This window comes from Paenibacillus rhizoplanae, from assembly GCF_042684125.1.
Taxonomy (GTDB): domain Bacteria; phylum Bacillota; class Bacilli; order Paenibacillales; family Paenibacillaceae; genus Paenibacillus_AQ; species Paenibacillus_AQ rhizoplanae.
The window spans coordinates 1-25,229 of the sequence record NZ_JBHUKY010000003.1 but is presented as its reverse complement, the minus strand read 5'-3'; the positions used below and the strand labels follow the sequence as shown (position 1 = coordinate 25,229).

22 protein-coding genes, 2 pseudogenes and 1 riboswitch are annotated in these 25,229 nt (G+C 42.4%); of the genes and pseudogenes, 3 read left to right on the top strand and 21 right to left on the bottom strand.

Annotated features, from left to right (window positions below):
• Positions 1-102: 102 nt before the first annotated feature.
• The 4 genes from ACFSX3_RS00475 to ACFSX3_RS00460 all read right to left on the bottom strand — a co-directional run bounded on the left by ACFSX3_RS00475 (position 103) and on the right by ACFSX3_RS00460 (position 4,683).
• Positions 103-1,650: an ABC transporter ATP-binding protein gene (locus tag ACFSX3_RS00475; protein ID WP_209992478.1), complete on the bottom strand. Its 1,548-nt coding sequence runs from the start codon at positions 1,648-1,650 to the stop codon at positions 103-105.
• A 211-nt stretch (positions 1,651-1,861) separates the two neighbouring features.
• Positions 1,862-3,661 carry an ABC transporter ATP-binding protein gene (locus ACFSX3_RS00470; protein WP_209992479.1) on the bottom strand — a complete coding sequence of 600 codons (1,800 nt, stop codon included), beginning with the start codon at positions 3,659-3,661 and terminating at the stop codon, positions 1,862-1,864.
• 129 nt (positions 3,662-3,790) lie between these two features.
• The gene (locus ACFSX3_RS00465) at positions 3,791-4,552 is read right to left on the bottom strand and encodes an ATP-binding cassette domain-containing protein (protein ID WP_209992480.1); all 762 of its coding nucleotides are present in this window, start codon (positions 4,550-4,552) and stop codon (positions 3,791-3,793) included.
• 2 nt (positions 4,553-4,554) lie between these two features.
• Positions 4,555-4,683: a hypothetical protein gene (locus tag ACFSX3_RS00460; RefSeq protein ID WP_379256806.1), complete on the bottom strand. Its 129-nt coding sequence runs from the start codon at positions 4,681-4,683 to the stop codon at positions 4,555-4,557.
• Between the two features lie 273 nt (positions 4,684-4,956).
• Here ACFSX3_RS00460 and ACFSX3_RS00455 point away from each other — a divergent pair.
• Positions 4,957-5,202: pseudogene (locus ACFSX3_RS00455) on the top strand (helix-turn-helix domain-containing protein); the annotation flags it as partial.
• 121 nt (positions 5,203-5,323) lie between these two features.
• Here the strand turns inward: ACFSX3_RS00455 and ACFSX3_RS00450 are convergent.
• The 9 genes from ACFSX3_RS00450 to ACFSX3_RS00410 form a co-directional block, all read right to left on the bottom strand.
• Entirely contained in the window at positions 5,324-6,682 is a 1,359-nt protein-coding gene (locus ACFSX3_RS00450) for a TrkH family potassium uptake protein (RefSeq protein ID WP_209992481.1), read from the bottom strand.
• Positions 6,683-6,708: 26 nt separating this feature from the next.
• A complete protein-coding gene (locus ACFSX3_RS00445) occupies positions 6,709-7,524 on the bottom strand; it encodes an alpha/beta fold hydrolase (RefSeq protein ID WP_209992482.1) in 816 nt (271 codons plus the stop codon).
• Positions 7,525-7,531: 7 nt separating this feature from the next.
• A riboswitch (cyclic di-AMP (ydaO/yuaA leader) is annotated at positions 7,532-7,665 on the bottom strand.
• A complete protein-coding gene (mnhG, locus tag ACFSX3_RS00440) occupies positions 7,664-8,023 on the bottom strand; it encodes a monovalent cation/H(+) antiporter subunit G (protein WP_209992483.1) in 360 nt (119 codons plus the stop codon). Its footprint overlaps the riboswitch before it by 2 nt.
• Complete coding sequence (locus tag ACFSX3_RS00435; RefSeq protein ID WP_209992484.1) at positions 8,013-8,306, bottom strand: Na(+)/H(+) antiporter subunit F1; 294 nt, start codon at positions 8,304-8,306, stop codon at positions 8,013-8,015. The genes mnhG and ACFSX3_RS00435 overlap by 11 nt, the downstream gene beginning before the upstream one ends.
• Positions 8,306-8,788 (bottom strand): Na+/H+ antiporter subunit E, encoded by a 483-nt coding sequence (locus ACFSX3_RS00430; protein WP_209992485.1) that lies wholly within the window; start codon positions 8,786-8,788, stop codon positions 8,306-8,308. Before ACFSX3_RS00430 ends, ACFSX3_RS00435 begins: the two co-directional genes overlap by 1 nt.
• Before the next feature lie 5 nt (positions 8,789-8,793).
• Positions 8,794-10,269, bottom strand: coding sequence for a Na+/H+ antiporter subunit D (locus ACFSX3_RS00425; RefSeq protein WP_209992486.1), 1,476 nt, complete (start codon positions 10,267-10,269; stop codon positions 8,794-8,796).
• Positions 10,266-10,598 carry a Na(+)/H(+) antiporter subunit C gene (locus tag ACFSX3_RS00420; protein WP_173128094.1) on the bottom strand — a complete coding sequence of 111 codons (333 nt, stop codon included), beginning with the start codon at positions 10,596-10,598 and terminating at the stop codon, positions 10,266-10,268. The genes ACFSX3_RS00425 and ACFSX3_RS00420 overlap by 4 nt, the downstream gene beginning before the upstream one ends.
• Entirely contained in the window at positions 10,586-13,441 is a 2,856-nt protein-coding gene (locus tag ACFSX3_RS00415) for a Na+/H+ antiporter subunit A (RefSeq protein WP_209992509.1), read from the bottom strand. The genes ACFSX3_RS00420 and ACFSX3_RS00415 overlap by 13 nt, the downstream gene beginning before the upstream one ends.
• Positions 13,442-13,486: 45 nt before the next feature.
• A complete protein-coding gene (locus ACFSX3_RS00410; protein ID WP_209992487.1) occupies positions 13,487-14,119 on the bottom strand; it encodes a universal stress protein in 633 nt (210 codons plus the stop codon).
• A 909-nt stretch (positions 14,120-15,028) separates the two neighbouring features.
• Between ACFSX3_RS00410 and ACFSX3_RS00405 the strand changes: the two are divergent.
• Positions 15,029-16,232, top strand: a pseudogene (locus ACFSX3_RS00405) (IS701 family transposase).
• Positions 16,233-16,269: 37 nt separating this feature from the next.
• Here the strand turns inward: ACFSX3_RS00405 and ACFSX3_RS00400 are convergent.
• The 5 genes from ACFSX3_RS00400 to ACFSX3_RS00380 form a co-directional block, all read right to left on the bottom strand.
• Entirely contained in the window at positions 16,270-16,839 is a 570-nt protein-coding gene (locus tag ACFSX3_RS00400) for a hypothetical protein (RefSeq protein WP_379256810.1), read from the bottom strand.
• 216 nt (positions 16,840-17,055) lie between these two features.
• Positions 17,056-17,868 (bottom strand): hypothetical protein, encoded by an 813-nt coding sequence (locus ACFSX3_RS00395; protein WP_209992489.1) that lies wholly within the window; start codon positions 17,866-17,868, stop codon positions 17,056-17,058.
• Positions 17,869-17,892: 24 nt separating this feature from the next.
• Positions 17,893-19,050, bottom strand: a complete 1,158-nt coding sequence (locus tag ACFSX3_RS00390; protein ID WP_209992490.1) for a hypothetical protein — start codon at positions 19,048-19,050, stop codon at positions 17,893-17,895.
• Positions 19,051-19,093: 43 nt separating this feature from the next.
• Positions 19,094-20,197 carry a hypothetical protein gene (locus tag ACFSX3_RS00385; RefSeq protein WP_209992491.1) on the bottom strand — a complete coding sequence of 368 codons (1,104 nt, stop codon included), beginning with the start codon at positions 20,195-20,197 and terminating at the stop codon, positions 19,094-19,096.
• A 74-nt stretch (positions 20,198-20,271) separates the two neighbouring features.
• Complete coding sequence (locus ACFSX3_RS00380) at positions 20,272-21,204, bottom strand: AlbA family DNA-binding domain-containing protein (protein WP_209992492.1); 933 nt, start codon at positions 21,202-21,204, stop codon at positions 20,272-20,274.
• A 527-nt stretch (positions 21,205-21,731) separates the two neighbouring features.
• On the opposite strand from ACFSX3_RS00380, the gene ACFSX3_RS00375 reads away from it, so the two are divergent.
• Complete coding sequence (locus tag ACFSX3_RS00375) at positions 21,732-22,160, top strand: hypothetical protein (protein WP_209992493.1); 429 nt, start codon at positions 21,732-21,734, stop codon at positions 22,158-22,160.
• A gap of 434 nt (positions 22,161-22,594) precedes the next feature.
• Here ACFSX3_RS00375 and ACFSX3_RS00370 read toward each other — a convergent pair whose 3' ends face one another.
• From ACFSX3_RS00370 to ACFSX3_RS00360, 3 genes are all read right to left on the bottom strand, one after another.
• A complete protein-coding gene (locus tag ACFSX3_RS00370; protein WP_209992494.1) occupies positions 22,595-23,371 on the bottom strand; it encodes a DUF3800 domain-containing protein in 777 nt (258 codons plus the stop codon).
• Positions 23,372-23,628: 257 nt separating this feature from the next.
• Positions 23,629-24,045 (bottom strand): hypothetical protein, encoded by a 417-nt coding sequence (locus ACFSX3_RS00365; RefSeq protein WP_209992495.1) that lies wholly within the window; start codon positions 24,043-24,045, stop codon positions 23,629-23,631.
• 284 nt (positions 24,046-24,329) lie between these two features.
• Complete coding sequence (locus ACFSX3_RS00360; protein ID WP_209992496.1) at positions 24,330-24,869, bottom strand: hypothetical protein; 540 nt, start codon at positions 24,867-24,869, stop codon at positions 24,330-24,332.
• Between the last annotated feature and the right edge of the window lie 360 nt (positions 24,870-25,229).

The following is a 25,229-nucleotide window of genomic DNA, read 5'->3' as shown; positions in this document are numbered from 1 at the left end:
CAGTCTAAGACTTGATTAATAAAGTCTTAGACTGCCGCTGTTTGTTAAATTATCACAAAAAAACATATACTCAATTCTTCACCGGCTATACCCCAATTCTTACTATACATACCACTGCTCCTGCGTTGTATACAACCTTGTATACTCGCCCTCTCTCTGAATCAGTTCGCTGTGGCTGCCGACTTCGACGATCTCACCAGCCTTCATCACTACAATTCTGTCTACATACCGGCATAAGCCGGTCCGGTGAGAGACGATGACCGCAGTCTTGCCCTGTGCCACTGTAAGGAAATTCATCAGGATCTGATTTTCGATCAGCGGGTCCAATGCGCTCGTCGGCTCATCCATCACGATAAGCTCACTATTCCTGAAAAGTCCCCTGGCGATAGAGAGCTTCTGCCATTGTCCGCCCGATAGCTCTAACCCGTCGAATTCCCTGCCTAACATACGATCGAGCTGGGCGGGGTCCATATCCAGATCAACCATTGCCAGCACACCCAAGATATCACGGTCAGCATCAGCTCGTTCCAGATCCGAGATAGAGACATTCTCTCTTAGCGTAAGTGAATATCTCATGAAATCCTGTGAAATGATAGAGACCATTTGGAAGAACGTCTCCTGATTCAGCCCCTCCAAGGCTTCTCCATCATAGGTAATTCGTCCTTGCTGAACAGGGTACAGCCCCAATATCAACTTCGAGAGCGTTGTTTTCCCGCTGCCATTTTCTCCTATGATCGCTATCTTCTCACCTTTAAGAATTTCCAGATTAACTCCTGTAATCGTTTTGGCACCTGCATTGGGATAAGTAAATTCAAGCTGCTCCAGCCTTATGCTTTCGGTGAGACTTTCTTTTTGCACTGATCCTTTACGCTCTTCAGGTAAGTCCAAAAAAGCATAATAATCCTTGGCAAAGGATATTTTCTCAGGAAGACTGCCTAAATCCATTAAGAACTTCTTCGTTTCATTCTGGACAGCCAGAAAAGCCCCAATGCTTGCTCCGAACAAGCCTATGTTAATCTCGCCAGATATGGTTAGGACCAGTGCGAGAACGACACTCGCTGTATAACCAATGACACGAATCGTATCACAGAAGAGTAAGGATAATGCATCCTTTTTACTGAATTCCCATAACTCCTTATCAATCTCAACTCTCGTTTCTTTGAATTCCTCTCTTAAGTACTGGTCGAACCCCATGGTTCGCATTTCTTTCACTGCTGTCTTATCATTGAACAACTCCCATAAATAATCCCTGTAACGGACTCGCTTGGTTTGTCTCTGCTTCAGCGCATAGAAATCCTTGCCACGCAGCCTTCTGGCGATAAAGTAGGGCATGACTGTCAATAAGGACAACAGAATGAACAGCAGATTGTAGCTGGCCAGTACAGACACCAATGAAATAATGCTGATAGCGCTTGTAGCAAATACGGCGGAGGACATATAAATTTGACTAAGAACCTCACGATTCACACAATCCATGGCTCTGGTCTTGATATTCATAGTCTCAGAGTCCTCATACAGAATTAGCGGTAATCGGGAACTCTTCTGGGCAATGGCCTGTTTGTGATAATCTGTGCATCGCTCATAAACTCCGGCATTGATCGTGATATTAGAGATGAACTGAAGAATCTGCTTCAATACATAGCCTGCCAACAGAACTCCTCCGTAGAGAAAAAGAGGCTCCGCCTCCGCACTGCCCTGCGTATAAGAATAAATCTCGTTAAAAAGCCCAGCCGAAATTATCGTTATAAATACGGGGAAAATACCCTCGAGCAAATAATAAAACGGAGACAATATCCCTGACCAGGGAGCCGCTTTCAATGTTTGCTTGTATACTCTGAGTACAATCACCAGCGGTGTGTATTTATCCTTCATAGTCATCACTGTCCCTATACCAAGAGCTTTGCTTGCTCCATAGATTTGCATACATACCCTTCTGACTGATTAAGTGTTCGTGAGTTCCGTCTTCCGTAATAGCGCCGTCTTGCAGCACTAAGATACGGTCAGAAAATCTGGCGCTCGCCAAACGATGAGAGATAAATAAGCAACCCTTCTCACCCATCATGTCTCTAAAGGTTGCGTACAATTCACTTTCAGCCACCGGATCTAATGCCGCTGTCGGTTCATCCATAATCATGAAAGGGCAATCTGCCAAATAGGCACGGGCCATGGCAATCTTCTGCCATTGTCCTCCGGACAGATCTATACCGTTCTCCGAAATCTTTCCTAAAGCCGTTTCCAAATCAGACAGAAACCCATCCGGTGCTGCCTTGGTCAGAGCGTCTCTAAGATCATTGTCATTTCCTATTTTATCTATGTTACCAAAAGCAATATTCTCACGAAGAGTCAATGAATACTTGCCGTAATCCTGAAAGATAATCCCCATGCTGTTTCTAAGGTTTTCTTGACTGATCTGGTTCAAGGGTACACCATGTATCCATATTTCTCCGCAATCTGGAACATATAGCTTCACTAGCAGCTTAACAATTGTCGATTTACCGGCCCCATTCCCTCCAACCAGAGCAATATGTTCATTCTGATTAATGGTGAAGGAGACCTTCTTCAGCACCTGTTCTGCAGTCCCCGGATAGGTAAAACAGACATCTCTAAATTCAATGAATGGATGAGCTGTAGAGTCGAGCGCCGCAGAATGTTCGGATAAAGCGGTATTGTATCGCTCTGGAAGCTGCATGAACTTTTCATAATGCATAATCTCCATACAACGATGAGACAACCGGGAGAACAGCAATGACAGATCATCTGCAATTCCCAGAATACTGCCGGATGCCCCAATCAAAGAAACGAACAACCCGACTGAAACCCGCCGCTCCATGACCCCATGAATCAGCTCAAAAATCACCAATCCTATCCACATCAGAAGCAAGAAGCTGCTGGCAGCAAAATAGCGATGAGACTTTATCGTAGTCATCAACCGCTCTTTTAGCACCTTTTCCGATTTTTGCTTCCATTTACTCTGTATGTATCCAACCGCACCAAATACCTTGAGTTCAAGCAGGGATCTTTTATCACTGAGCAGTCCCCCCAGATAGGATAATTCACGCTCATCCCGGGATTGGCTGGTGAACAGTCCGTTCATCATTTCCATGGCTTTGAAGTTCAGTACCACCATTAGAGTGAAAATCACCAGGAAGGCCACAGTGAACCAGCCCGATACCTGTAAAAAGATAGCCATCAAGCTTACTAAGCTGACCAGCTGCGATATCATCGTTAAGGTCTGGATCAATACCTCCAGAATCTTTTCATCCGGGTGATTTCCCATTTTGTTCAAATGATCCTGTACCTTCGAATCCTCGTAACAGGAGTATTCCATCCGGTTAAATTTCTCCACAATCTCTTCCATAAAATCCTGGTTCAGCTGACTCCTTAAGCGTAGGGTAATCATGCTATCCATGAAGGTGCTATTCGCTGTGAAGAGCAAGGTAGCTACTAAGGCTGCTCCCCATTGGATAAGCTGATTAAGCGGAACACCATTATTGATATAACCTTGTAAAGAATCAATCAGATGCTGTGTTATGTATAGCGTCAGCGGAGTGGCCAGAGCAAGCAGCAGGATCTGTAAGAACTTCAAGATGATCAGATAGGGGGCATATTTGTATAAAATAGTAATGGATTTTATAGCTTGCTTGAGCATAATCTCATTCATTCTCTCCTTCATCCCTACCCAACAACACAAAACGCCCGGTACGCTTCAGAGCTGGATAAGAGATCGTAATGATCTGCATGTTCACACGAATACTTGCGGTGCGTAATCAATATGACGATCTGCTGTCGTTCATGGACGCGTTGCTGTAATGTCTGTACAATGTTCTCCTTGCATGACTAAGCACGGCTCTCGCCAATGCAATTTTTTGCTTCTGCCCTCTTCCGCAGGAGCCGTTTCTTTTTGCAGTACAGGGGTGCCCTTCAACAATGCGCGGGCGATGGATATCCGCTGCCGTTGCCCTCCAGATAGCTCCTCGCCCGAGACTACAGTATCATAACCGTCCGGCCATTCACTAACACACCTATGTACACCTGCTGCCGTGGCTGCTGCAATAACTTCCTCACGCGTGGCATTTAGCCTTCCGTAGCCAATATTGTCCAGAATCGAGACGGGAAAGATATAGGGCTCTTGCGGAACGAACGAAACTAGCGGGGCAATTGAATGGAAGCCTGGCTGAGCAAGATCATGTCCGAATAGCGTAATGGAGCCTTCTGACGGTCTATCATAACCACAGATCAGCTTGACTAACGTACTCTTTCCGCTACCGCTTCTCCCCGCAATTATAGTGATTCCAGGGGAGTCCAACTTGAAGCTAATATTAGATAAGGCTGTTTTTTCTTTATAGACGTAGGAGACCTTGTCACAGGATAGTGTTCCTTCCCGGCCCTGAAGCTCCGCATATTCTCCTTCCGCCTCACTCTCTTCATACAACTCTGTGATCCGGGATAGCACTCCTCCGAGACGTCTTGCACTCGACACCATCCCCGGCAACAGGGATAGCGGACGGACCAGATAACTCAGGAGCTGAAGAAAGCTAACTAATTCGCCCACATTCATCTGCTGCTTCTGCGTGAAGTACCCGCCGCTGCTTTATCTTTCGAGGCGTTATAGGGATGGCCGATCAACCGGCCGAATCCATCCACACGCAGATCACGGGCAATCAGCAGACTCGACTGGTTCACGGTATTTTGATTCCAACATTAGATATGGCTTACAAAAGCTAATAAGAACCTTCATTCCCTATCTCCTTCATGCATTTCCCAAAATATAACTATATTTCGGTAAATCTACAACCTGTTGGATTATAGGGAAAGGTTCAAGGGAAAAAACAAACCCGATATGTTTAGGGGATGGATAAGCGTTCATTACTATTTTTCACCCGATTAGGCAGTTCTCAATATTACGAGTAGTATAAAATGCCTCCTTACTCTCCGACTATCTTAATATAGAATCAAGGATATTCATTTAGTGATATTGTAAAGCACTTAGTTGAGTTCCAAAGCGATGTAATTAGTGAAAAAACTAAACGGGGACTCTTTGAGGCGAAGCAAAAAGGGAATATTCCTGGAAGACCTAGAAAAGCAGATGAAAACGTTGAGAAGGCCATCCTCATGTATCAGTCTAAAAACTATACACTTGATGAGATTAAAGAACAAACAGGAATCAGCAAATCGACTTTGTACAGGTATTTAGAGAATTAATAATTTTTGTGATGTAAACAAAAAGGCTCCTGCCAGAGAATATTCATCACTGGCAGGAGCCTTTTAAAACATATTCCACTCTACTTTGCTGTTTCAGTTTTCAATATCTGTTCAGTAAACTTTAGCCAATAAGCAGCTTATCTTCCGGATACCGATATTTTTGCTTCACATTTTTTTGTGCCAGTGCTAAAGCTAAAGTCAAGGGCCCTAGTCTCCCTATGTACATTGTAATTATGATGATGCATTTTCCCAGTGGCGAAAGCTCTGGCGTTACTCCCATAGACATTCCTACGGTTCCAAATGCAGAGGTTGCTTCAAAGAGAAGCGCCAGGAAGTCTTTAGGATGAGCATATTCTGTAATGGATAGAAGAAAGGTGGCTGTAAGAACTACACCCAGGGATATGGTCATTACTGCCAGTGCCCTGAATATGATATCCTGAGAGATGCGTTTTTTAAGCAGTTGCACATCTGTCTTCCCCTTAATCGTTGAGACGATACTTAACATGAGTACAGCAAAAGTGGTCGTTTTTATACCTCCTCCAGTCGATCCGGACGAAGCCCCTACAAACATCAGGAAAATCATGAAAAATTGTGAAGCCGGGAGCATTGCTCCAATATCGATGGAATTAAAGCCGGCTGTCCGGGTAACAACACCCTGAAAATATGCCGCCCAAGTTCTTTCACTCCATGAGAGAGTACTGAATGTTTTCGTGTTAAAGAGTTCAATCGCAAAAATCACCAAAAACCCTGCCATACAAAGGAGCCCAGAGGTAATTAAAACTATTTTTGTATGAAAGGAGAGAGCTCTCCATCTTCTTTTCCGGTACAGATCCAGAATCACCGTGAATCCAATCCCGCCGATGATAAACAAAAAAGAGATAACAATATTAACTAACGGGTCACCCACATAGCGGCTCAGACTGTCTGGCCATAATCCAAATCCGGCGTTATTGAAGGCAGACACTGAATGGAATATTCCATAATAAATGGACCTTGTTGTTCCTAGTTCATGGGCCCATCGAAGGGCCAACACTATAGCTCCAGTTGTCTCCACGATAAATGAAATGAGAAAGATATTGAGTGATAACCGCACGACTCCTTGTGTTGTTACAGAATTAGATGATTGCTGGATAAGCAGACGTTCTTTTAGTCCAATCTTTTTCCCCATGATCACGGCAATCAAAACACTGAATGTCATAAATCCCAATCCGCCAATTTGAATCAGAAGTAAGATGATCATCTGTCCAAAATGAGAAAAGTCGGTACCGGTATCAAGTACAACGAGTCCCGTTACACATACGGCTGAAGTCGAAGTAAACAGTGCTGCCAGCCATCCTATACTAAGTCCGCTGGACGAAGATATCGGCAAGGCCAGCAGCACTGTACCAAGAAGTATAGGGACTGCAAAACCGAGTAAAATGATTCTGGATGAGGTCAGTTTGAGTTTTGTGATGAAGGATGAGATTTTGTTAAAGAACATATCATTGGCTCCCATTATAATTCAAGTTAGTTGCCAGCTGCCGCCCGCTGAAAACTATGCTGTTCCCTAAGATAATCCAGTAATATACGGTTGAAGAGCTGGGGTTGACACAGATGAGTCGGATACATCGCATCCTCAAGGATCGCCAGACGGGCAGACGGATACTTGCCGGCTGTTCTTATCACCTGCTCCAGCGCCCATTCATTCTGATTCCCGGATACAACAAGAACAGGAATCTGCAGCCGTAATGCGAACCCGTAGCTGTCCGTTTGTCTAAGTGCCAGCCGCTGCTTAATTAATTCCGTTGTCCGTTCATGCACAAGCTCTTTCCTGAGAATATGATAAGCCGAGAGCCATTTATTGTAGGTGATGCGCAAGGAACGGATGAACATTTCGGCAGGAAGATAATGAGCCGCCCATGCGCAGACCTCAAAGATTCCTTTCATTTTACTGCCTCTCGCCGTGTAATCCTCCTGAAAATAACTGTCCACCAATACCATATTCATTACCCGTTCAGGGTACAGATAGGCGAATTTCTGGGCGAGCACAGCACCACTGGAACAAGCTACGATAACAGCCTTCTCTACAGATAAAGCATCCAATAACAGCTTCAAATCTTCACATTGTGTGTCTACGATCCGGCTGATCTCCACATCCATTTTACCCGATTGTCCGTTCCCTCTCAAATCGAATACGATCACTTTGACACGCTTGCTGAAATAATCCGCTTGCGGCTCAAACAGATGATGAGAGGTCGAATAATCATGAATAAAAACAATGGGCAGACCGCTGCCCGACATCTCATAATACAGCGATGTTCCATTCAATTCAATATACGGCATATATAGTGCATCCTCTCATGAACGCTTGCGGGGTTAGCTGCCGGATTCGGGCCTGAAAGTAGCCCTACTCGTTTTTTCCGAGATTCACCCCATGTAACCTGGTTCCCCCGCTTCCTATAAGGAATTCAGCGATTAACTATTATTTCACAGACGTTTCCTTACTTTCTTCCTTCAGTGACTTCAGGTCATCCTGAACGCTTCCCTTCCATAGGGGCACTCCGGAACGGTAGGCAGCCCGGCCATTTAAATGACCTGCTACCGGTGAAGTGATGAATACAAATACAATCGCCAGCAGAAGCTTGACGTTAACCGTTCCGTCTTTGAACCAAAAGTACAGGAAGCCTCCTGTCAGCAAACAGAGTACCCCGAAGGTTGCACTTTTGGTAGCAGCATGTGAACGCAGATACACATCGGGCAGCCGTACTAAGCCGAAGGCACTTAAGCCGCAGAAGACTGCGCCCATTACCACAAGAATAGAGCTAATCAGTTCACCTGTCATTGGGGTTCCCTCCATCCTCTATAACGGCTCCCCGTTCAATATATCTGGCCAGTGCCGTAGTACCAATAAACGTCAGAATCCCGATAACCAGGATGACTTCTATAAAATCCTGGGTATCCAGCAGCATACTAAAGACGGTTATCATAGCAAGTACATGAATGCCTATCGAATCGAGTGCGGCAACCCTGTCGGAGCGGGTTGGCCCTTTCAGGAGACGGAACAGGCAGGCCAGCATCGCCAGAGCCAGAATGATCATGGCCACGGTTAGCATAACTGGGATCATTAACGGGTCACCTCCCTAATCGCTCGTTCGAAAGTGCCTCTAATCTGCGTGACCAGCAGCTCTGCATCTTTAATATCAATTGCATGAATGTACAGCGTCTTGCCATCCTTGGAAACATCCAGGGTCAGGGTTCCCGGTGTCAGACAAATCAGGCACGAGAGCAGTGTAACTTCCCAGGGCGTGGTCAAAGCAGTCTCATAAGCAAAGATACCGGGACGTATAGCCAGTTTTGGACGGATAATATGACCTATGACCACGAAATTCGAAACCGTAAGTTCACGGGCAAAGATCAGCAGGAGCTTAAGTACAGCCCATATACGTATGAGATAGAATGGCCGGGACTGGGACCTGGATTTCCTAAATAACAGTAAAAGCCCGATGCCCAGCAGATAACCTACAACGAAGGTTGAACCGGAGTTATTATTATTTATCGCCATCCACAGAAAGGCAATCAACAGATTAAACAGGAATTGTAAGGCCATCTCCTCTACTCCTTCATTATGGCTTCTATATATAGCGCAGGTGAAGCCAGAACGTCACCAGCCTGCGATACATAAGTATACACAACCTCCGCCCCGATCCCCATTGCAATCACAAGCAGCAGCAAGCCGGCAGCCACAGCCGAAGCAGCCTTCAAGCTCACCTTAGGCTGCTCTTCCTTGGGTTCATTTCCCCAGAATGCCAGCCGGAACACCTTCATCAGGGAGAACAGCACCATAAAACTTGACCCCAGACCAATTAGAGACAACGTAAGCATCCCCTCTGACAACGCTCCGCGGAGGATCATAATTTTGCCGGCAAAACCGCTAAGCGGCGGAATCCCCACCAGGGCGAGTGCCAGAATGAAAAACATCCAGCCGAGAAGCGGATACTTTCTGATCATCCCGCCCATACTTCCAAGCCGGTCCGTTCCGGCTGCGGATATAATCATCCCGCCCAGAATAAACATAAGTCCCTTGGCCAGCATATCGTGCAACAGATAGAAGACTGCCCCATTCATTGAATCTGCAGTCCCTGCAGCGATTCCAAAGGCTACAAATCCAACGCTGATAATGATGTTATAATTCAGAATCCGCGGGATATCCTTATAAGCCACTGCCCCCAGGCTGCCCAGGATCATGGTAGCAGCAGCCATCCAGGCGATCCAGTCATGGGTGAAGCCGGGATCGTTCACGAACAGCAACGTGAAGGTGCGGATGATTGCATAGAGTCCTACTTTGGTCAGCAGGGCACCGAACAACGCTCTGACAGCCGCCGGAGGTGCACTGTAGGACCCTGGAAGCCAGAAGAACAGGAACAGCCCGGCCTTCAGGGAGAATACAATCAAGAACAAAATAGCAATCACATTAAGCACGCCGCCTTGTCCCGCTTCAGCGATACGCTGGGACAGATGCGCCATGTTGAGTGTTCCTACCGCTGCATAGAGATAAGCTACCGCAGCTACGAACAGTGTTGAGGATACAATATTGATGAGCAGGTATTTCGACGTTTCTCTTAGCTGAAGCTTGGTCCCTCCGAGTGAGATGAGCGCATAAGAAGAAATCAGCATGACCTCAAAAAAGACAAACAGGTTGAATATATCCCCGGTAAGAAACGAACCGTATACCCCGACAAGCAAAAACTGAAAGAACGTATAATAATAGAACCGCTCCCGCTGCTCTCCAATACTGCTGAAGGAGTAGCACAGAATCGCAAAACTGACGATCGAAGCCATCATTACCAGCAATACAGCAAACATATCCCCCACAAATACAATGCCATACGGAGGGAGCCAGCCCCCCATCTGCAGGGTCTGTATGCCCTCTGAATGGACACGTGTAACCAGCAGCACCGCAATCAGAATATTCAATAGACCGCTGAGCGCACTAATCACGCGCTGAAGCCGGATCTTCTCTTTGAGAAAAATCAGGATGACAGCCGTAGCCAGCGGAATGAGAATCGGGAGCACCAATAGATTGCTCATTCGTTGTCCTCCTTAATGCTGTCCATTTCATCAGTACCCCGCGTCTGATAAGACCGGTATGCGAGTACGAAAAAGAAGGCTGTGACCCCAAAGCTGATGACGATGGAGGTTAGAATCAGCGCCTGCGGCAGCGGATCAACATAGGTATCCGCCTTGCCTAGTACAGGGGCTGCACCCTTTTTGAGCCCGGCCATCGTGAGCAGCAGCAGATGGACTCCATGCGTCAGCAAGGAGGTTCCCAGCACAATGCGCAGCAGGCTTTTGGAGAGAATCAGATAAACACCGATCATGAAGAGAATTCCGACCGCTACCGCCATTACGAGTTCCATTTCTTCTCCCCTCCGATCGATAAAATGATGGTCATCGTCACACCGACTACGGCCAGGAATACGCCAAGATCAAACAGGACGGCAGTCGCCAGCTCCGTATCCCCGAGTACAGGCAGATAGAAGTGGCCGAACGTATGACTTAGAAAAGGAGCATCAAACAGGAATGAACCTGACGCTGTCAGAATAGCCAGCATGAGCCCGGAAGCAGTAAGCAGCCGGTAATTCACAGGGAGCACCTTACGTACCTGATCCATGCCAAATGCAATTGCAATGAGCATAAGCGCAGCAGAAGCCATCAAAGCCCCGATAAAGCCTCCCCCGGGATGATTATGTCCGGCAAAGAACAGATAAAGGGAGAATATCAGAATGACAAGAACAATCCCCTTGGAGACCGTCTGTAGAATCACATCATTGCTGCGTAGCGGCAATAGTTCTTTCTTGGCAGGCTCCAGCGGCGGCAATTCCGTCTCCATTCTCAGATGTATCAGACCATAAATGGCCAGTGAGGCGATGCCAAGCACCATGATTTCAAACAAAGTATCAAACCCGCGGAAATCTACCAGGATGACGTTGACAACATTCTTGCCGCCAGCCTGGTTGTAGCTTTCCTTCAAGAAAAACTCGGAGATAGGTTCAAACGGACTGGTACCCATCGCCGCCAGAGCAATCAACGTCATCGTGATCCCGGCTCCAGCCGCTATCACCAGATTGGGCAGCTTAAAACGCAGCGGCTCCTTCTGCTTCTTCAGCTTCGGTAAATACCGGAAACAAAGAAGGAACAGAATGACCGATACGGTCTCTATAATCATCTGTGTGAGTGCAAGATCCGGTGCCCGGAAAAGAACGAAGAGCAGCGTCACCATGTACCCCACACCACCGGTGAACAGAATCGCGCTCACACGTGACTTGGCAAATGGAACTGCAAAGGCAGCCAGCAGCATTGCTGCTACAACCGCTAGTTCATAAAAAGACAATGAGGCATATTGATCCATACCAAAGCTAATGCCTGGCTGCCGGAGCAGAACTGTGAGCAAGGAAATGATGAAAAAGCTAAAAATATAGATCAGGTAATGGCGACCCGAGCCAGTCATATAGGCATCGGTTAAGCGTCTTGAACCCTGCTCGAGCAGTCTTAACGAGAAGTCATACATACGGCTCAGTGCATTGGTGCCGCCGGCTTCACGGTCTAGTACACGTAACCGGGTATAGATTCTAAACAACAGCGTACCTGCTGCTATAACGCCGAGGGTCATGAAGATTTCCGGTGTCCAGCCATGCCAGAAATGAATAGAAACCTCAAAGGCTTCTTCCGGTGCGAGTAATCCCGTATGGATGGAAGACATTGCCGGTTCAATCAGCGTAGCAGAGACCAGGTCAGGGAAGAAAGCAAACACTACAGCCAGTGAAATTAGAATCACCGGTGACAGCAAGAGACCCAGTGGAGCTTCATGAGGCACTTTATCCAGTTTGTCTTCCCTCAGCTTGCCGCGGAAGGTCTTGAAGACAAAGATCATGCTGTATACAAAGGTAAATACACTGGCAATCCAGGCAATCACCGGAAAGAGCTGGGTCCAGTATCCTGAGCTCAGGATGTCAAACTCCCGGATATTGAGTACAGAAGTGAAGAACATTTCTTTACTGAGGAATCCGCTGAACGGCGGCAATCCGGCCATGGAGAATGTCCCGATCAATGCGATAGAGAAGGTGACCGGCATGAGAGACATAAGCCCTCCAAGCTTGCGCAGATCACGGGTACCCGTCTCATGGTCAATGATGCCCACAACCATAAACAGACTGCCTTTAAATACAGCATGGTTAATAAGATGAAAGAGCGCTGCTGTAGTAGCCATCGTATAGAAAACCGCATCCCCCGTACCGGTAAAGAAGGCTGCCGCCGACCCCAGTCCAAGCAAAGACATGATCAAGCCAAGTTGACTGATCGTGGAGTATGCGAGTAAGGCCTTGAGATCGGTTTGCCGGATGGCTTTGAACGACCCGTAGATCAGAGTTACCAGTCCTGTGACTGAAACCAGCCAGAACCACTCGGATTGTCCGGCATACAGCGGGGTGAGCCGCGCTACCAGATAGATCCCCGCCTTAACCATGGTAGCCGAGTGAAGATACGCACTGACCGGAGTCGGCGCTTCCATGGCATCAGGCAGCCAGATATGGAACGGAAATTGGGCGGATTTCGTAAAGGCTCCCAAGAGAATAAGCAGCATGGACGGGATAAACATTCCACTTTCAGTTAAGGTCCCAGCCTGTGCAATAATCTCACGTATACTATAAGTGCCGGTCATTACATATAGCAGATTGAATCCGGCAAGCATCGCCAGACCGCCGAACACCGTGATCAGCATGGACTTCATTGCTCCATAGGAGGATCTTTCCCGGCGGTGCCAGAAGGCAATGAGCAGGAACGAGGATATGCTCGTCAGTTCCCAGAATCCGTACAGCACCATCAGATTATCTGACAGCACCACTCCTAACATGGCTCCCATGAACATGAGCAGGTATATATAGAACTGGCGGATTCCCTCCATGAGCTTATCGAGATAATAAATCGAATAGAGCACAACCAGGGCACCCATTCCGGTAATCAGCAGGACAAAGAGCAAGCTGAGCCCATCCAGTACCAGCGAGATATTCACCCCAAAGGACGGCATCCAGGTGATACTGTTCTCAATAGGCTCTCCCGCCCGGATGGATGGAATTCTCATCAGGAAATAAATGAAGAGAGCCGCAGGAAGGGGCAGAACGATCCAGCCCAGGTGTAACCGGGTGTTCTTCTGCTTCATCAGCAGCATTAGCGCAGCCAGCAAAAACGGAAGCAGGATAATCATATGCAGCAAGGCTTAATCCCCCTTTCTAGTATTGGTATAATCCTCTTAACGGGGCTTCACCCATTCGTTCTGTACAATTCTCAAATATTGCGCTTCACCGTTTCTGACGATTTTGAACAGGCCGGTATTGAAATCTGTATCGAGCTCACGAAAGAAAACCCCCTTCATGGCTTCATTCCCATCCGGTTCATCCATAAGGATATGGCGGTCGCCCTCTTTGACCAGATAAGCAGAGAATCCTTGCTCATGGGACTGCTCAAGCAGCTCCGGATACCGCTGTACCGCAACGATATGAAGATCAATCGGACCCATCCGCTCCAGCAGATCATTGATAAAGCTTCCCCGTGTAATCTCCTGCCACAGCGTTTGACTTGATTGTCCGAGTACAATTTGTGTAATTTTGTTATCCTTTGCAGTCTCCACAATCACATCAACCGTTTTTTTGCCATTACATTTGCGGATCACAAATTGTCCGCCAGCCTCCTTGGTCTGATTCTCCCAGCCAGACAGGTACTGCTGCTTCTCCCTGTTATATTCATTGTCTCCGGATGCATCTACAGTGAGTACCATCAGCGGGGCATTGAGCAATCTGGCCAATTGTCCTCCCCGCTGTATTAACCGCTGCCCGTGCGGCCCATAATGCACACACACCATGATGCTCTCATTGTTCATTTCCATTTCAAACCCTCCACAGCAGTAAATTTATTCCAGTAAAAAAACACAAAAAGAGCCCGCTGTTGGCAGGCTCCTCCGGTTAAATCCGTATACAATTATTGCAATTATATAGTCACCAAAGGAGAATGTAAAGGCATTTTGCGGTGAATAATCATGGAAGCATCAGGGGAGCCTGTGTGAAAAGGAGGAATTCCTCATTAGCTACTGCTTCATTTTTATTTCTTCCCTTTCATTATCCCCGGTATAAATTCGCAATATGCCCCCCTAGCACGAATGGGTGCAGCACATAAGGAAATAACTATGAAAAGGGGATCTTTTCGGTTCAAGAATTTGATCGAGGGGGACTTATGATTATAAATATTTACTTTTATATTTTGATTGCATTCATATTACCTTGGATTATTAGCATCCATTATCTAAAAAGAAAACCTTCTCTTTTTATCACTTATGTACCCGTTGTATCTAGCATTGCGATGTTAATGAATATAATCGGTTTTCACTTCGATTTTTGGAAAATCGAACCTTACGATATCGCTTCCCTTCCGTTTGATTTTGGAATTTATCCTGTATTGAGCTGTTTTATGATAAATAGTATCGATTCAAAAAAGTATTCAACACTAACTTTTTTAGCCTTCTATAGCCTATTGACTACAATAATGGAGTACGGGGCTTTTTCAGTAGGGATCGTCGATTATGGAAACGGATGGAACATTGCTTGGAGTCACGTTTCTTATTTGGCGGCTTATACAATAGTAATCATCTATAGAAAATTGATAAGCGCATTTGTTTAAATCTATAAATGAGCAAATTCACTTCCAGTAAACTGTAAAATCAAAAAGAATAGAGACAAAGTGCTTTCCTTGTGTTAAAAAGTAGTCACCACAACCAACTTTTAACAAAGGGGAAATCACAATGTCTCATACCGCCATCGTACCTGAACCTACTGCGATCCGCAACTATTTGTTGCAGCATCGGCTGCCCTTGTATTATTCCAAGCCTGTTTTAGCCCATCTGGAAACTTACATGACGGCAGCAACCGCTAAAGGATTTCGTGACCGATTTGGCGGAATACAGCGACTGCCATCGGACCACACTCGGCCATTTTCTCGACCAAGGAGTATGGGACGACGAAGTGCTACAACACAAAGTCAAAACGGAATCCCTCCGCCAGATCCTAGAGACTTCCCAACGCACGGGGGAGCCGCTGTTTGTCATTCACGACGATACGATTGCTCAGAAAACAAAGCCTTCGTCACAGGCCCGTTCTCCCATCGAGCAAGCCGGTTTTCATCACTCTCATCTGCTGGGCAAGGTTGTCTGGGGACATCAGGTGCAGGCTACCGTTTTAGGGTGTTCCGACCTGTCCTTGATTCATTCGATTGACCTCTACGACAAGTCAATCACTCACCCGGACGGCTCCGTCTATTCCAAAATCGACCGGGTCTGCGACCTGGCTCAGACCTTGCCTCTCCCGCCTCATGGCGGCTATTGTCTGGTCGATTCATGGTTTACCTGTCCCCGTGTCATGGATGCGTACGCAGCGGCAGGCTATCATGTCATCGGTGCATTGAAAACCAATCGGATTCTCTACCCTCAAGGCATCCGGGTCTCCATCCAAGACTTCGCCCAGCACATCCGCAAAGAAGACGTTCGCCTCGTCACCGTGAACGGTTCGTCGTACTGGATGTATCGCTACGAAGGGGCATTGAATGGAATCCACAACGCCGTGGTTTTACTTTGCTGGCCGAAGCAGGCTTTTGGGCAGCCGAAGGTATTGCGCGCGTTTTGTTGTACCGATCTTTCATTGGAAACAGAAACCATTGCATCCTACTATGCCAAACGCTGGCCTATTGAGATTTTCTTTCGGCAATCCAAAAACAATTTAGGCTTCGACACGTATCAGGTTGGCTCAGCTAAAGCTTTTATTCGATTGTGGATACTCTTGACTTGGACTCATCTGTACTGCACAGTCGGGCTGGGAGACCCTTGCCCTTTTGGCGATGGCCTACGCTTCGTACGCAAGAAAGTCCAGCGAGACCGCCTCCGATCTGTCTATGAATCTGCCCAAAAGGGCATTTCATTTCAGGCCGTCTGCGAGCGATTCAAAATCGCTTAGTTCTATTTTGCTATTTTCTGTATCCGTTTTTGCTCATTTATAGATCATAGTATATGTATCCTTGTTTAATGCATGACGAAATCCCGTTTTGCTCTCCAGAACGAAAAAATTGGTAAGTATCTTTATAATGATTGACCAAACGAGCAAGTATTGAATGTGTAAAATAATCCTGACGAATTTTATCGATTTCGAGCAGAAACATTTCAGCTTTTTGAGTATGAGCCTCGATTAATTGATTCTGCTTTTGAATAGCTTTTTCGAAATTAGCGTAGGAAGTCCAATATCTTAATTTTTGATTCTGAAAGATGCCTACTAGTTGGATATACATTGGGAATGTAGCAAACTCAATTTTGGCAGTCTCAAAATACGTTTCAAGAACGGAATTAATTTTATAAGGGGATTCCTCAGAGTAAAACCCATGCACGTGAGGATTTAGGAACGTAGCTATTTGCTCATCTGAAATAAGATATCGTTGCAACATTAATTTTTCTTGATGATGAATAAAGTTCGGCTCAGAATTTGGAAGAAGAATCATTTCGGAGGACAATTGTTGAAGCATTTTAATTAATTTTCGTTTCCGAAAATATATCTTGATCCATTGAATCATGTGTATCACATTACCCTTAATGCTTATTGAAACTAAGCGTAATTATTTTCTATAGATAATAGTACCAAATTATAAGGGATAGTACACTCATGAATAGTATTACAAAAGCTACCACTCGAAAATAGATACTATATCCCGGTCATATGAAAATAAAAAAAGCGAACTTTTTATGAGTTCGCTTTTTTATTTTCGGTTCTAGAGTACTTGTCCATATATTCATCCCAAATATTCATCCCAATAATTTTCATCATCATTCACAATACTGTGAAGCCAAAAATACATCATCAAGTTTTCTAAATACTGCTTCTTCCCTTTTATAAAAGGTTTCCCTGAAATACGCGGATAAAGCGTGTTTAAATTAAACAAATTGTTCTTCTGCTTAAAATCATAATTATACTTAATCCATTGTTCATTACTTTCTATTTTATGCGATCGCGGCCAATACTCATCATGATCAAAAAAGTGTTCAACCCAATGAGAACAGAAAGCATACAGGTTAACCTTGTACTTTTTCCACGTCTCTTCTATCCAGAAATCCACTTCATCAGAAATCTTTATCTGAAACTCTGTACCCCTGGGTTGGCTTTGAATCTGATAGAAGTCCTTAATGAATCTATATAGCATTTCAGTCTGATCCTTTAAAAAAGGATTTTTTTTAATAACAAGCGCATAAATTTCATAGGAGGAACTCCTAAATTCATTATCGGTATTATATAGAAAAAATAAATCATCTTTTTTCAGTGAGCGTCCTATCGAACGATCGATTTGCTTGTTATGATCATCATAAATTTGTACTAACCAATCTTGAACCTCAATTTCATATAAAGATATACTCTTTCTGTACTTGTCCAGACGCTCATCATTTAATATGGTTTGTTCATCCATTTTCGTGATGTCGAGGTACTGATTAAAATACTCAAATACATAATCGACACATATTTTCATGTTAGCGGTTCGATCCTTTAAACTGAATTCGTTTATCTGATCTTCTTTCTTCCTACGAGCCATATACTCTTCAATCGTAAGCACGCTTCACCCTCCAATTTATCCTAGCTATTCATCCTCCACAGCCACTAAACCATCAACATAGTCCGTCATCTCTTGTAGCAAGTTTTTTGCTTTTTCATCATACACACTAGCTGATTTCTTTTTTTCCAGTAAAGTGGATTCTACCTCAGTCAGTTCTTGTTCTAAATTCTCCATATACCCATTCACCTCAACCTCTGTGTATTTAGGTAGCGGAGTCCCTGAGCTATTTTGGGCTGCTGCTGTTTGAAGCTGCTCCCAACCCAACCTAATTCCCTCTCCTTGGCTCTTCAAAGCATCCAAATAATTACTAAAGTCATATTCAACATTTCCAATTTGATAAGCATCGTTCTGGATTTGATATTCATCATTTCCAAGGATGTAGAGCTTGTCCTGAACAATATAAAGCTGATCAAAATTAAACGGTCTCACTTTAGCTGCGTTGAGGAGATCCTGCTTATGCTTCTTCATTTCTCCCCAGTGCTGTTCATAACTCTGAAATACGGCCTCAAATTCCTTAGCAATATTCTTATTGGATTCCATATTTTTAATTAATAGTTGAATGGCTTCGGATAAGCGTTGATTCGCATGTTCCACAGCACTTTGTTGTTTTTTATTAGCAAGTTCTTGCTCTTCAACTTCCTTCTGCTTTGCCGCCAAGGCTTTACTCTGCTCTATTTCGTTTCGTAGGATACTCACTGCCTGATTATAGTCATCGACAGTTGCAACAGTGAACGAAGCAGGCAACAAACTTCCATCTTTTTGATTTGGGAAGTACAGAGTTAACGAACCCTTGTCAAAAGTGCCCGTTATCGTTATCCCGTTTAGACCGCTGAAAATCCCACCTTGAAAATTAAGACTGATGTTTTTGTCACTAACTCCCCCTGTAAAGGGATAAGATTCCGTTTCGATTTTCTCTTTACTTTTTGATGTCCGCTGCATCGTACCATTTAACTCTTGCTGCTGTTCGGTCCAACTAATAAAAAGCAAGCCTGTCTCTTCTGTAAATAAATAACCCTTTAGAGCATTTTCTTGTGGTATAGGCGTAGGTACAGGTGTTACTATGGCGATTGCTCCAGAGGGGACTATCGGTGCTGCTGAGTTTGAAATTTCTTCAGGTTTGTTAGACTTACAACCAGTCAGTGTAATCGAAAGGACAACAATCAATAACATTTTTTTTAACATCTTGTTCTCCCCCAAAATCCCGTTCAACTTTAGAGTAATGCCCCTACTCCATAGGAACGAAATAAAAATTATGTATTTCTTCGTTGATGTTCACCTCGACTTTTGTTACTTGTTTTGTCTGATAAAATGATATCCACTCGACATCTTCATTTGTTGTTGGATGTGATTCCACCACTTCACCGTTAAGCTTAAAAACAGGGTCAATATCTGAAGTTATTTCAAAATCAATAACAACCTTCTCATTTTCCATTAGTTCAATTGTATAACCGTCATAAATTTCGAATATACCATTTCCATTTGATTCAGGGAGGAAATATGATGCTGAAATTAAATGATTTCTTATTGGACCTACTTGAACTTTTTGTGTTTGTGTTTTGACATTCTGATTCGCGGATTGTGTATCGGATTTTTTTGATGAAGTCTCGCTATTCTCTGATGATTGTTTCGTGGGCGCGTTTGAATTCTTGGAGCTCGGTGCATCATGACTACTATCGCCAGGATTGCCATATCCCGCTTCATTTGAAGCATCTATGATTTGAGGTGTATCTTCTACAGTCTTAGAATTAGTATTACCGTTTAATATGCCTCCACTATGAAAAGTGTCCTTGTTATTACTTGACTTGTCTAAACCAGTTAATGAGGAATCATCGCTATCTGAAAATATAGAAATCAAGATTACAATTATCCAAAAAGCTACCCACCCCCAGGAAATAAGCAATTCTAGAACTCCACCCAATTTATTAAAGACGCTTTCCCTGCGACTAGGTGTAGGTAAAGCTTGGTCCAGAAAATGCGCTTTCCGTTTATAATCCACATGAGTGTAGTCGTTATATATGGATTTCTCTGCTTTTACCTTGATGGCTAAGGGATAACGCATAGCTCGATGTTTATTCATAAGTTCTACATACTCTTGACTTGGCGACTTTGTTTCTCGTAAAGCCTGTATTGTTTGTTCACTCTCAGTTAGGCTAAGGAAGGTATGAATTACATGGTTACGAGCCATTGTATAAAACGTAATCTCTTTAATATATCGCGGGGTTGTATGTTTAATAAACTGCTTGGAGAGAAACAGTTCATTCTCTATATATTCTTTTCGCATGGCTGCTTTGATATCGACCGTAGCAAGTTCTTTTATCTCCGCGTTCATCTTGAACTCCGTTTCGTCATTATCTCACCAAAATTTATTTTACAAGTAGACAAGTGTATTTATTATAAATCATTCTAAGTTGAAACAATCTCAACTTTTTCACGATTCCAAAGGTCAACAATTTGCTTATTGCTTAATCGGGGAAATAAAATTCTTAAAAAGAAAATATGATTTTTTATCTCTTTGTCAGTCGGATCAGTACTTTCTCCATCATATTTTTTCAAGAAATGTTTTGTCATTTCCTTCGCAATTTGTTCCTGTTGATCTATATTTTCTGGCTCAGTATTTTTTGTACTTATTATAGGCAACAAATACAGTGAATGTTTAAGTATTTCCCAAATATCATTTACGGTATCTTCCATTTTATCAACGGTATACTCTACATTACTTGAATTTGACTCAGCACTGTCAGCAGCACTTTCAATAGTATCTAACGTATTTTGGACGGAAAATTCAAAATCTTTTAATGTATCTAGCATCTTGTCTGTTTCATTAATAATCGCCTCTCTAGTTAACGTAAGCTGATGTTCTAAATTATTTGTGACATCTTTAAAATTCGTAATAAATTTATCCCGTTCGCTTTCCATAAATAATGTTAGTAATTCATTAGGAAACAACGCCCGCTTCTTACCGTCATCACGAATTTTATAAGTCCCGCTTTCTGTGCAATAGGGCTTATATTCACCGCTTGGAATCACAACTACGTATACATCCTTACCTTCAATGTTTGCAGAGCTGATCTCAATATTTACCGCAGGTCGACAATTTTGGGCTTTGCTTAATATAGTTAGCCTATTCGAATCACTAATTTGACATCCAATTATTGTTCCCTTCTGCCTTCCAGTAGCTGAAGCATCATCTTTAATGCCAATTATTATGAAGCCCCCTTTCTGTGAATTAGCAAAAGCAACGATGTCATCGGATTTCAAGCCTGAAATATTTTCTTTAAATTCAGTTGTCAAATTCTCTTCATTTTGAATTATTTTTAGCAATTCTCTTTTTCTCAAACTTGATTCTCCTTTTGTAAATTAAGCTATTTATTTTATAACGCAGATTTGTTGTGTAACCATAATATTATAATCTCAATTTTCAATATGGTATATATCAACATTTATGGAGAAACACTATTTTTTAAATTAATAACCTATCGATGCTGAAATCTAGATACAGTTAAAATTTCAGATACGACGGATATTTATCCTGAAGAGTACCATTTGTAATGATAGCGATAAAATTGAGGATAACCATATAGGTAGTTCAATATCTCCAAATGTGGAAAATGTAGAGGAATTAAAAGAAACATTAAAATTCAGGTTACTCTTTATAGAGTCTACAATCAGCGTAATTGATATAAAAGCATGCTGCATAAGTTATTGTAGGAAAAGAAGAGGAACAAAACTTGCATTCATCCACGGAAGTGAACAAATAAATATATAATACGCAAAGTTTATGAAACTTATTGACAAAAACCAATCAATGCTGTATTCTCTTAATAAGAACAAGGTTTACGCCAAATTATAACGGAGGAATTTAATTGAAAACAAAAACTCCAAGCGGACAAACTAAGGCTCTGATCCTCGAACTTTTAAGCAGCGATCCGTCGAAAGCATATGCCTGGGCTGAAATGAGAAAACATGTTGATTCCAAGATCACAATCACAGATGGAGTTTTTGCAGGTTCCATACAAGCCCTTAATCACGGCGGAAAAATGGAGAAAGTCGGTAGAGGCATGTACCGAATTGCAGCGTTTGGCAATGAGCCTTCCGACACGCTTAGTCCAAGAATCCTCAAAATATTAAAGGACGCAGAGGATAATATTCGCGCGGAAGTTAACGGAATAGAAGTGCTCGAAATCGAAGAAGATGATTTCGAGACAATCCGTCACATCAAAAAACTCGTTGTGGACCTGGCAAAGCTACGCGCCACGTTCGAAATAGCCGTACCAGCCGCCTCAGCACAATAAAGTTCGTTTAACTTAACAAATATCGAATTTTGTTACGAATACCAGGAAGGATCAATGCCTAACTTTCCTTTTCCACCTCACGAAAATGAGCATAAAGAAACGGTCCCCTTACGGGGACCGTTAACAAGGATTGCATGTGAGCGACAGCATGAAATTAATCATGTGCAATTAAGCAACGCTCCCCAATCCTTTGTATAGTAATATGTAAACATGAAGAGAATTATACAAACAAAAACAAAAAAATAAAAAGAGTTTGCGTGTGAACTTCGGATTAAAAACTCACTTTTCTCAAAGAAAGCCGTAAGTTATAATCTCCATGAAATTAATCATGTGCCTTAAGCAAAGTTCCCCAATCCCTTTTGAAGTTATTATAAGTCCAAAAAGGTAGTATGTCAATAAAGTAATTCAAAAATCAGCTTAAATCTTGGATTTAACTAAGGCATGACCTTAATACCGAAACGATCAAATTTCCCGATACTTCCATCATACCTTAATCCCCTCAAATTTTGATATAAATTATGCTTATTTTGCTTTATTCCCAAAGTATTTCTAGCGAATGGATTAGGAATAAAATCGGCAACTTGTAGCCCAACATTATTTTCTGTTTTCGGTGGAAAGGAAATATCTCTTAATAATTTTTGCATCGCATGAGGACTGACAAAGAGGCTTCCCATGGCTTTAATATGATGGAAATGCATCCTCACTTCAGTGTCTTGAGCCTCTCTAGATTCAACAAATACATGCCCTACACCATTTTTAGTTTTCAAAAATTGACAATAGTTTTCAAGTACAATCTGCATTGCAGTTAAATAGCTTGTCGTTTGTATATCACAATTAAAGTAGCTGTTCAGAGTATTAAAATGAATTGCAGCCCCAAGAACATGACATGGGACCGTATCAAGAATATTCTTCAATCCACTAAATAGTGGGGTCAATGATTGAGAATTTCGAAACCTTCTAAAATGAGGTTTAATATCTGCTCTCGGTTTTCGATTAAATTGTGCCTCTCTCACTTCTTTTTCGTGCAAAACCAAATCAGTAGGATTAGGTAAGTCACTCCATATACTATTCTTCAAATCATTCATTAACGGAATTAGACTATTTTCATAGTCCTCTTTCTTTAGTACAACACCCGCAACACAAAAAACTTGATCAAGGAAAGCCCCGTTATGAGTCACACTCTCGTCTAAGAATAAATAATATTCATCCACTTGATAAATCCTCCAAATAAACAAAAGTTTTTCTAATTATATCATTTCAATTGTATTGATAATAGCCGCCGACATTAAAAAACATGCGATGGTTATTGGTGGGATCGAAATCTTCAAATTAAACAAACGTAGAAAGGCAAAAATCATTAATATTATTCTAATACTGATTAACTATACATGGAGATCCCACCGTACCTCATCCCACGAAATTTAATCTTCTTTGTTAAAGAAAAACTATACACATTATTTATTCTATTCTAGCTTTCAGGCCTCTCTTTAATTCGAAACAACCCTCGTCCTAACTTTTCAACAAAAGAATTCTTGTTAAGTTGGTTCCAAACCGAATCCCCCTTACTTTTGTCGTCGATGCCACTGATTGAATGCGTCTTTTCAATCTCAGCTTTGACCTCCGTATAATGCGCCTCTCCACCCATAATGCGAAGAGCTTCAAGCGCTGCTACTCCAATCTCGGCCCCTTTAAGTGGAACTTCTTTAATTGGAATTGCTTTACCCGTTAATTTCGCAAGCTCAAGTTCGAATGCCTCTATTGCATTGTCGACCTGCTTTATCTGCATCATTATAAGATCACTTTGTTTTTTTAATTCTTCTTTTTCTGTTTCTTTGTCCTGAAGCAATTGCCGAATGACATTAATCTTCTGCTGTTGTTCTGTCATATTATCGCCTCCTGTATTTGTTGATTTTATGATAACACCCATCAAGAAAAACTTCAAGAAGAACTTCAAGTATTACTACAAGTATAACTTTAAGAATATATTTAATAATTAATATACATAAATTTATCATGTCACTCTGATGCTTCATGAGAACACTTTTATGTTCAGTTGCTTGAAATAGTATTATAGAACGATGAGCTTTTAAAAACGGCACACTATAACAATTATGACAATGATCAAACTAAAAATGCGACTACAATTGTAGCCGCATCCCTCACATCCTTTTAGATTAATTCAGGTAAATAATTTTTTCTTGAAATATAACATCCTTCTACGCTAATTATCTTCAAATATATCCTAATTAGCAAATCATAATATTCATTGAATATCTCAATTTTCTCCTCTATCGATTTAAAAGGGATACTACCTGTATGGAATAATGGATTTCTAACTCCAGCTCTAAATTCATCTCCTAATAAATTCTTAGGTATGAACTTAAGTTCCTTATTAACCCTTCCGAGTTTTTGCTGTATGTTTAAGTCTTCAACTTCATTTATCTCCATACCTTGTAAAACCAAATATTTGGATAAAAGGTTTTCAAATACTAAAATTAAGTTCGCCATTTTTAATTCGATAATTTTTTGATTTTGAAGCTCAGTCATTAGATGAATATATCTGTTCAAATCCAAAACAGCTTTAATATCTTTAAATTTTTGATATGATTTTTCAAATGCTTTTAAGAGTCCTGCTGTTATATGATGATTATCAATGATTACATTGTTGTGAATTTTAGAAATTATTGAATTAGAAACTTCAATTTTCACTAGAGAATCACTTGAGTAGTATTCAGTCAAATGTGCATAGTTTGTATTGAGTGTCAGCGAACTCAAGAATAATGTTAAATCAGTAAGTTCTTTAGAAAGTGTCTCAAAGGTTTCTTGAGTCTCAGAATAAATTGATACCGTAGATAATATACCAGATGAAATTTTTTCTGATTTTAAGAATTGTTTTATTTTGCTATAATTTTCAACATACTTGAATTGACATGTTTTTTCTCTAGGTTTAAAGAAAACTTATCTCGTTTTTTTTCTACGGTTGACTAATTTGCTAACATAATTTGTTTTCAATCTGTTTAAGGTAGGCCAATGGGTCTCGACGAAAACGTCTGCGTTTCGTAGTTTCGT

What these genes read in the sequence shown, in the direction of transcription:
- ACFSX3_RS00470 (WP_209992479.1), bottom strand. Translation starts at nt 3,661, where the DNA reads ATGAATGAGATTATGCTCAAGCAAGCTATAAAATCCATTACTATTTTA.
- ACFSX3_RS00450 (WP_209992481.1), bottom strand. Translation starts at nt 6,682, where the DNA reads ATGTTCTTTAACAAAATCTCATCCTTCATCACAAAACTCAAACTGACC.
- ACFSX3_RS00445 (WP_209992482.1), bottom strand. Translation starts at nt 7,524, where the DNA reads ATGCCGTATATTGAATTGAATGGAACATCGCTGTATTATGAGATGTCG.
- mnhG (WP_209992483.1), bottom strand. Translation starts at nt 8,023, where the DNA reads ATGACAGGTGAACTGATTAGCTCTATTCTTGTGGTAATGGGCGCAGTC.
- ACFSX3_RS00435 (WP_209992484.1), bottom strand. Translation starts at nt 8,306, where the DNA reads ATGATCCCAGTTATGCTAACCGTGGCCATGATCATTCTGGCTCTGGCG.
- ACFSX3_RS00430 (WP_209992485.1), bottom strand. Translation starts at nt 8,788, where the DNA reads ATGGCCTTACAATTCCTGTTTAATCTGTTGATTGCCTTTCTGTGGATG.
- ACFSX3_RS00425 (WP_209992486.1), bottom strand. Translation starts at nt 10,269, where the DNA reads ATGAGCAATCTATTGGTGCTCCCGATTCTCATTCCGCTGGCTACGGCT.
- ACFSX3_RS00420 (WP_173128094.1), bottom strand. Translation starts at nt 10,598, where the DNA reads ATGGAACTCGTAATGGCGGTAGCGGTCGGAATTCTCTTCATGATCGGT.
- ACFSX3_RS00415 (WP_209992509.1), bottom strand. Translation starts at nt 13,441, where the DNA reads ATGATTATCCTGCTTCCGTTTTTGCTGGCTGCGCTAATGCTGCTGATG.
- ACFSX3_RS00410 (WP_209992487.1), bottom strand. Translation starts at nt 14,119, where the DNA reads ATGGAAATGAACAATGAGAGCATCATGGTGTGTGTGCATTATGGGCCG.
- ACFSX3_RS00400 (WP_379256810.1), bottom strand. Translation starts at nt 16,839, where the DNA reads ATGATTCAATGGATCAAGATATATTTTCGGAAACGAAAATTAATTAAA.
- ACFSX3_RS00390 (WP_209992490.1), bottom strand. Translation starts at nt 19,050, where the DNA reads ATGTTAAAAAAAATGTTATTGATTGTTGTCCTTTCGATTACACTGACT.
- ACFSX3_RS00385 (WP_209992491.1), bottom strand. Translation starts at nt 20,197, where the DNA reads ATGAACGCGGAGATAAAAGAACTTGCTACGGTCGATATCAAAGCAGCC.
- ACFSX3_RS00365 (WP_209992495.1), bottom strand. Translation starts at nt 24,045, where the DNA reads ATGACAGAACAACAGCAGAAGATTAATGTCATTCGGCAATTGCTTCAG.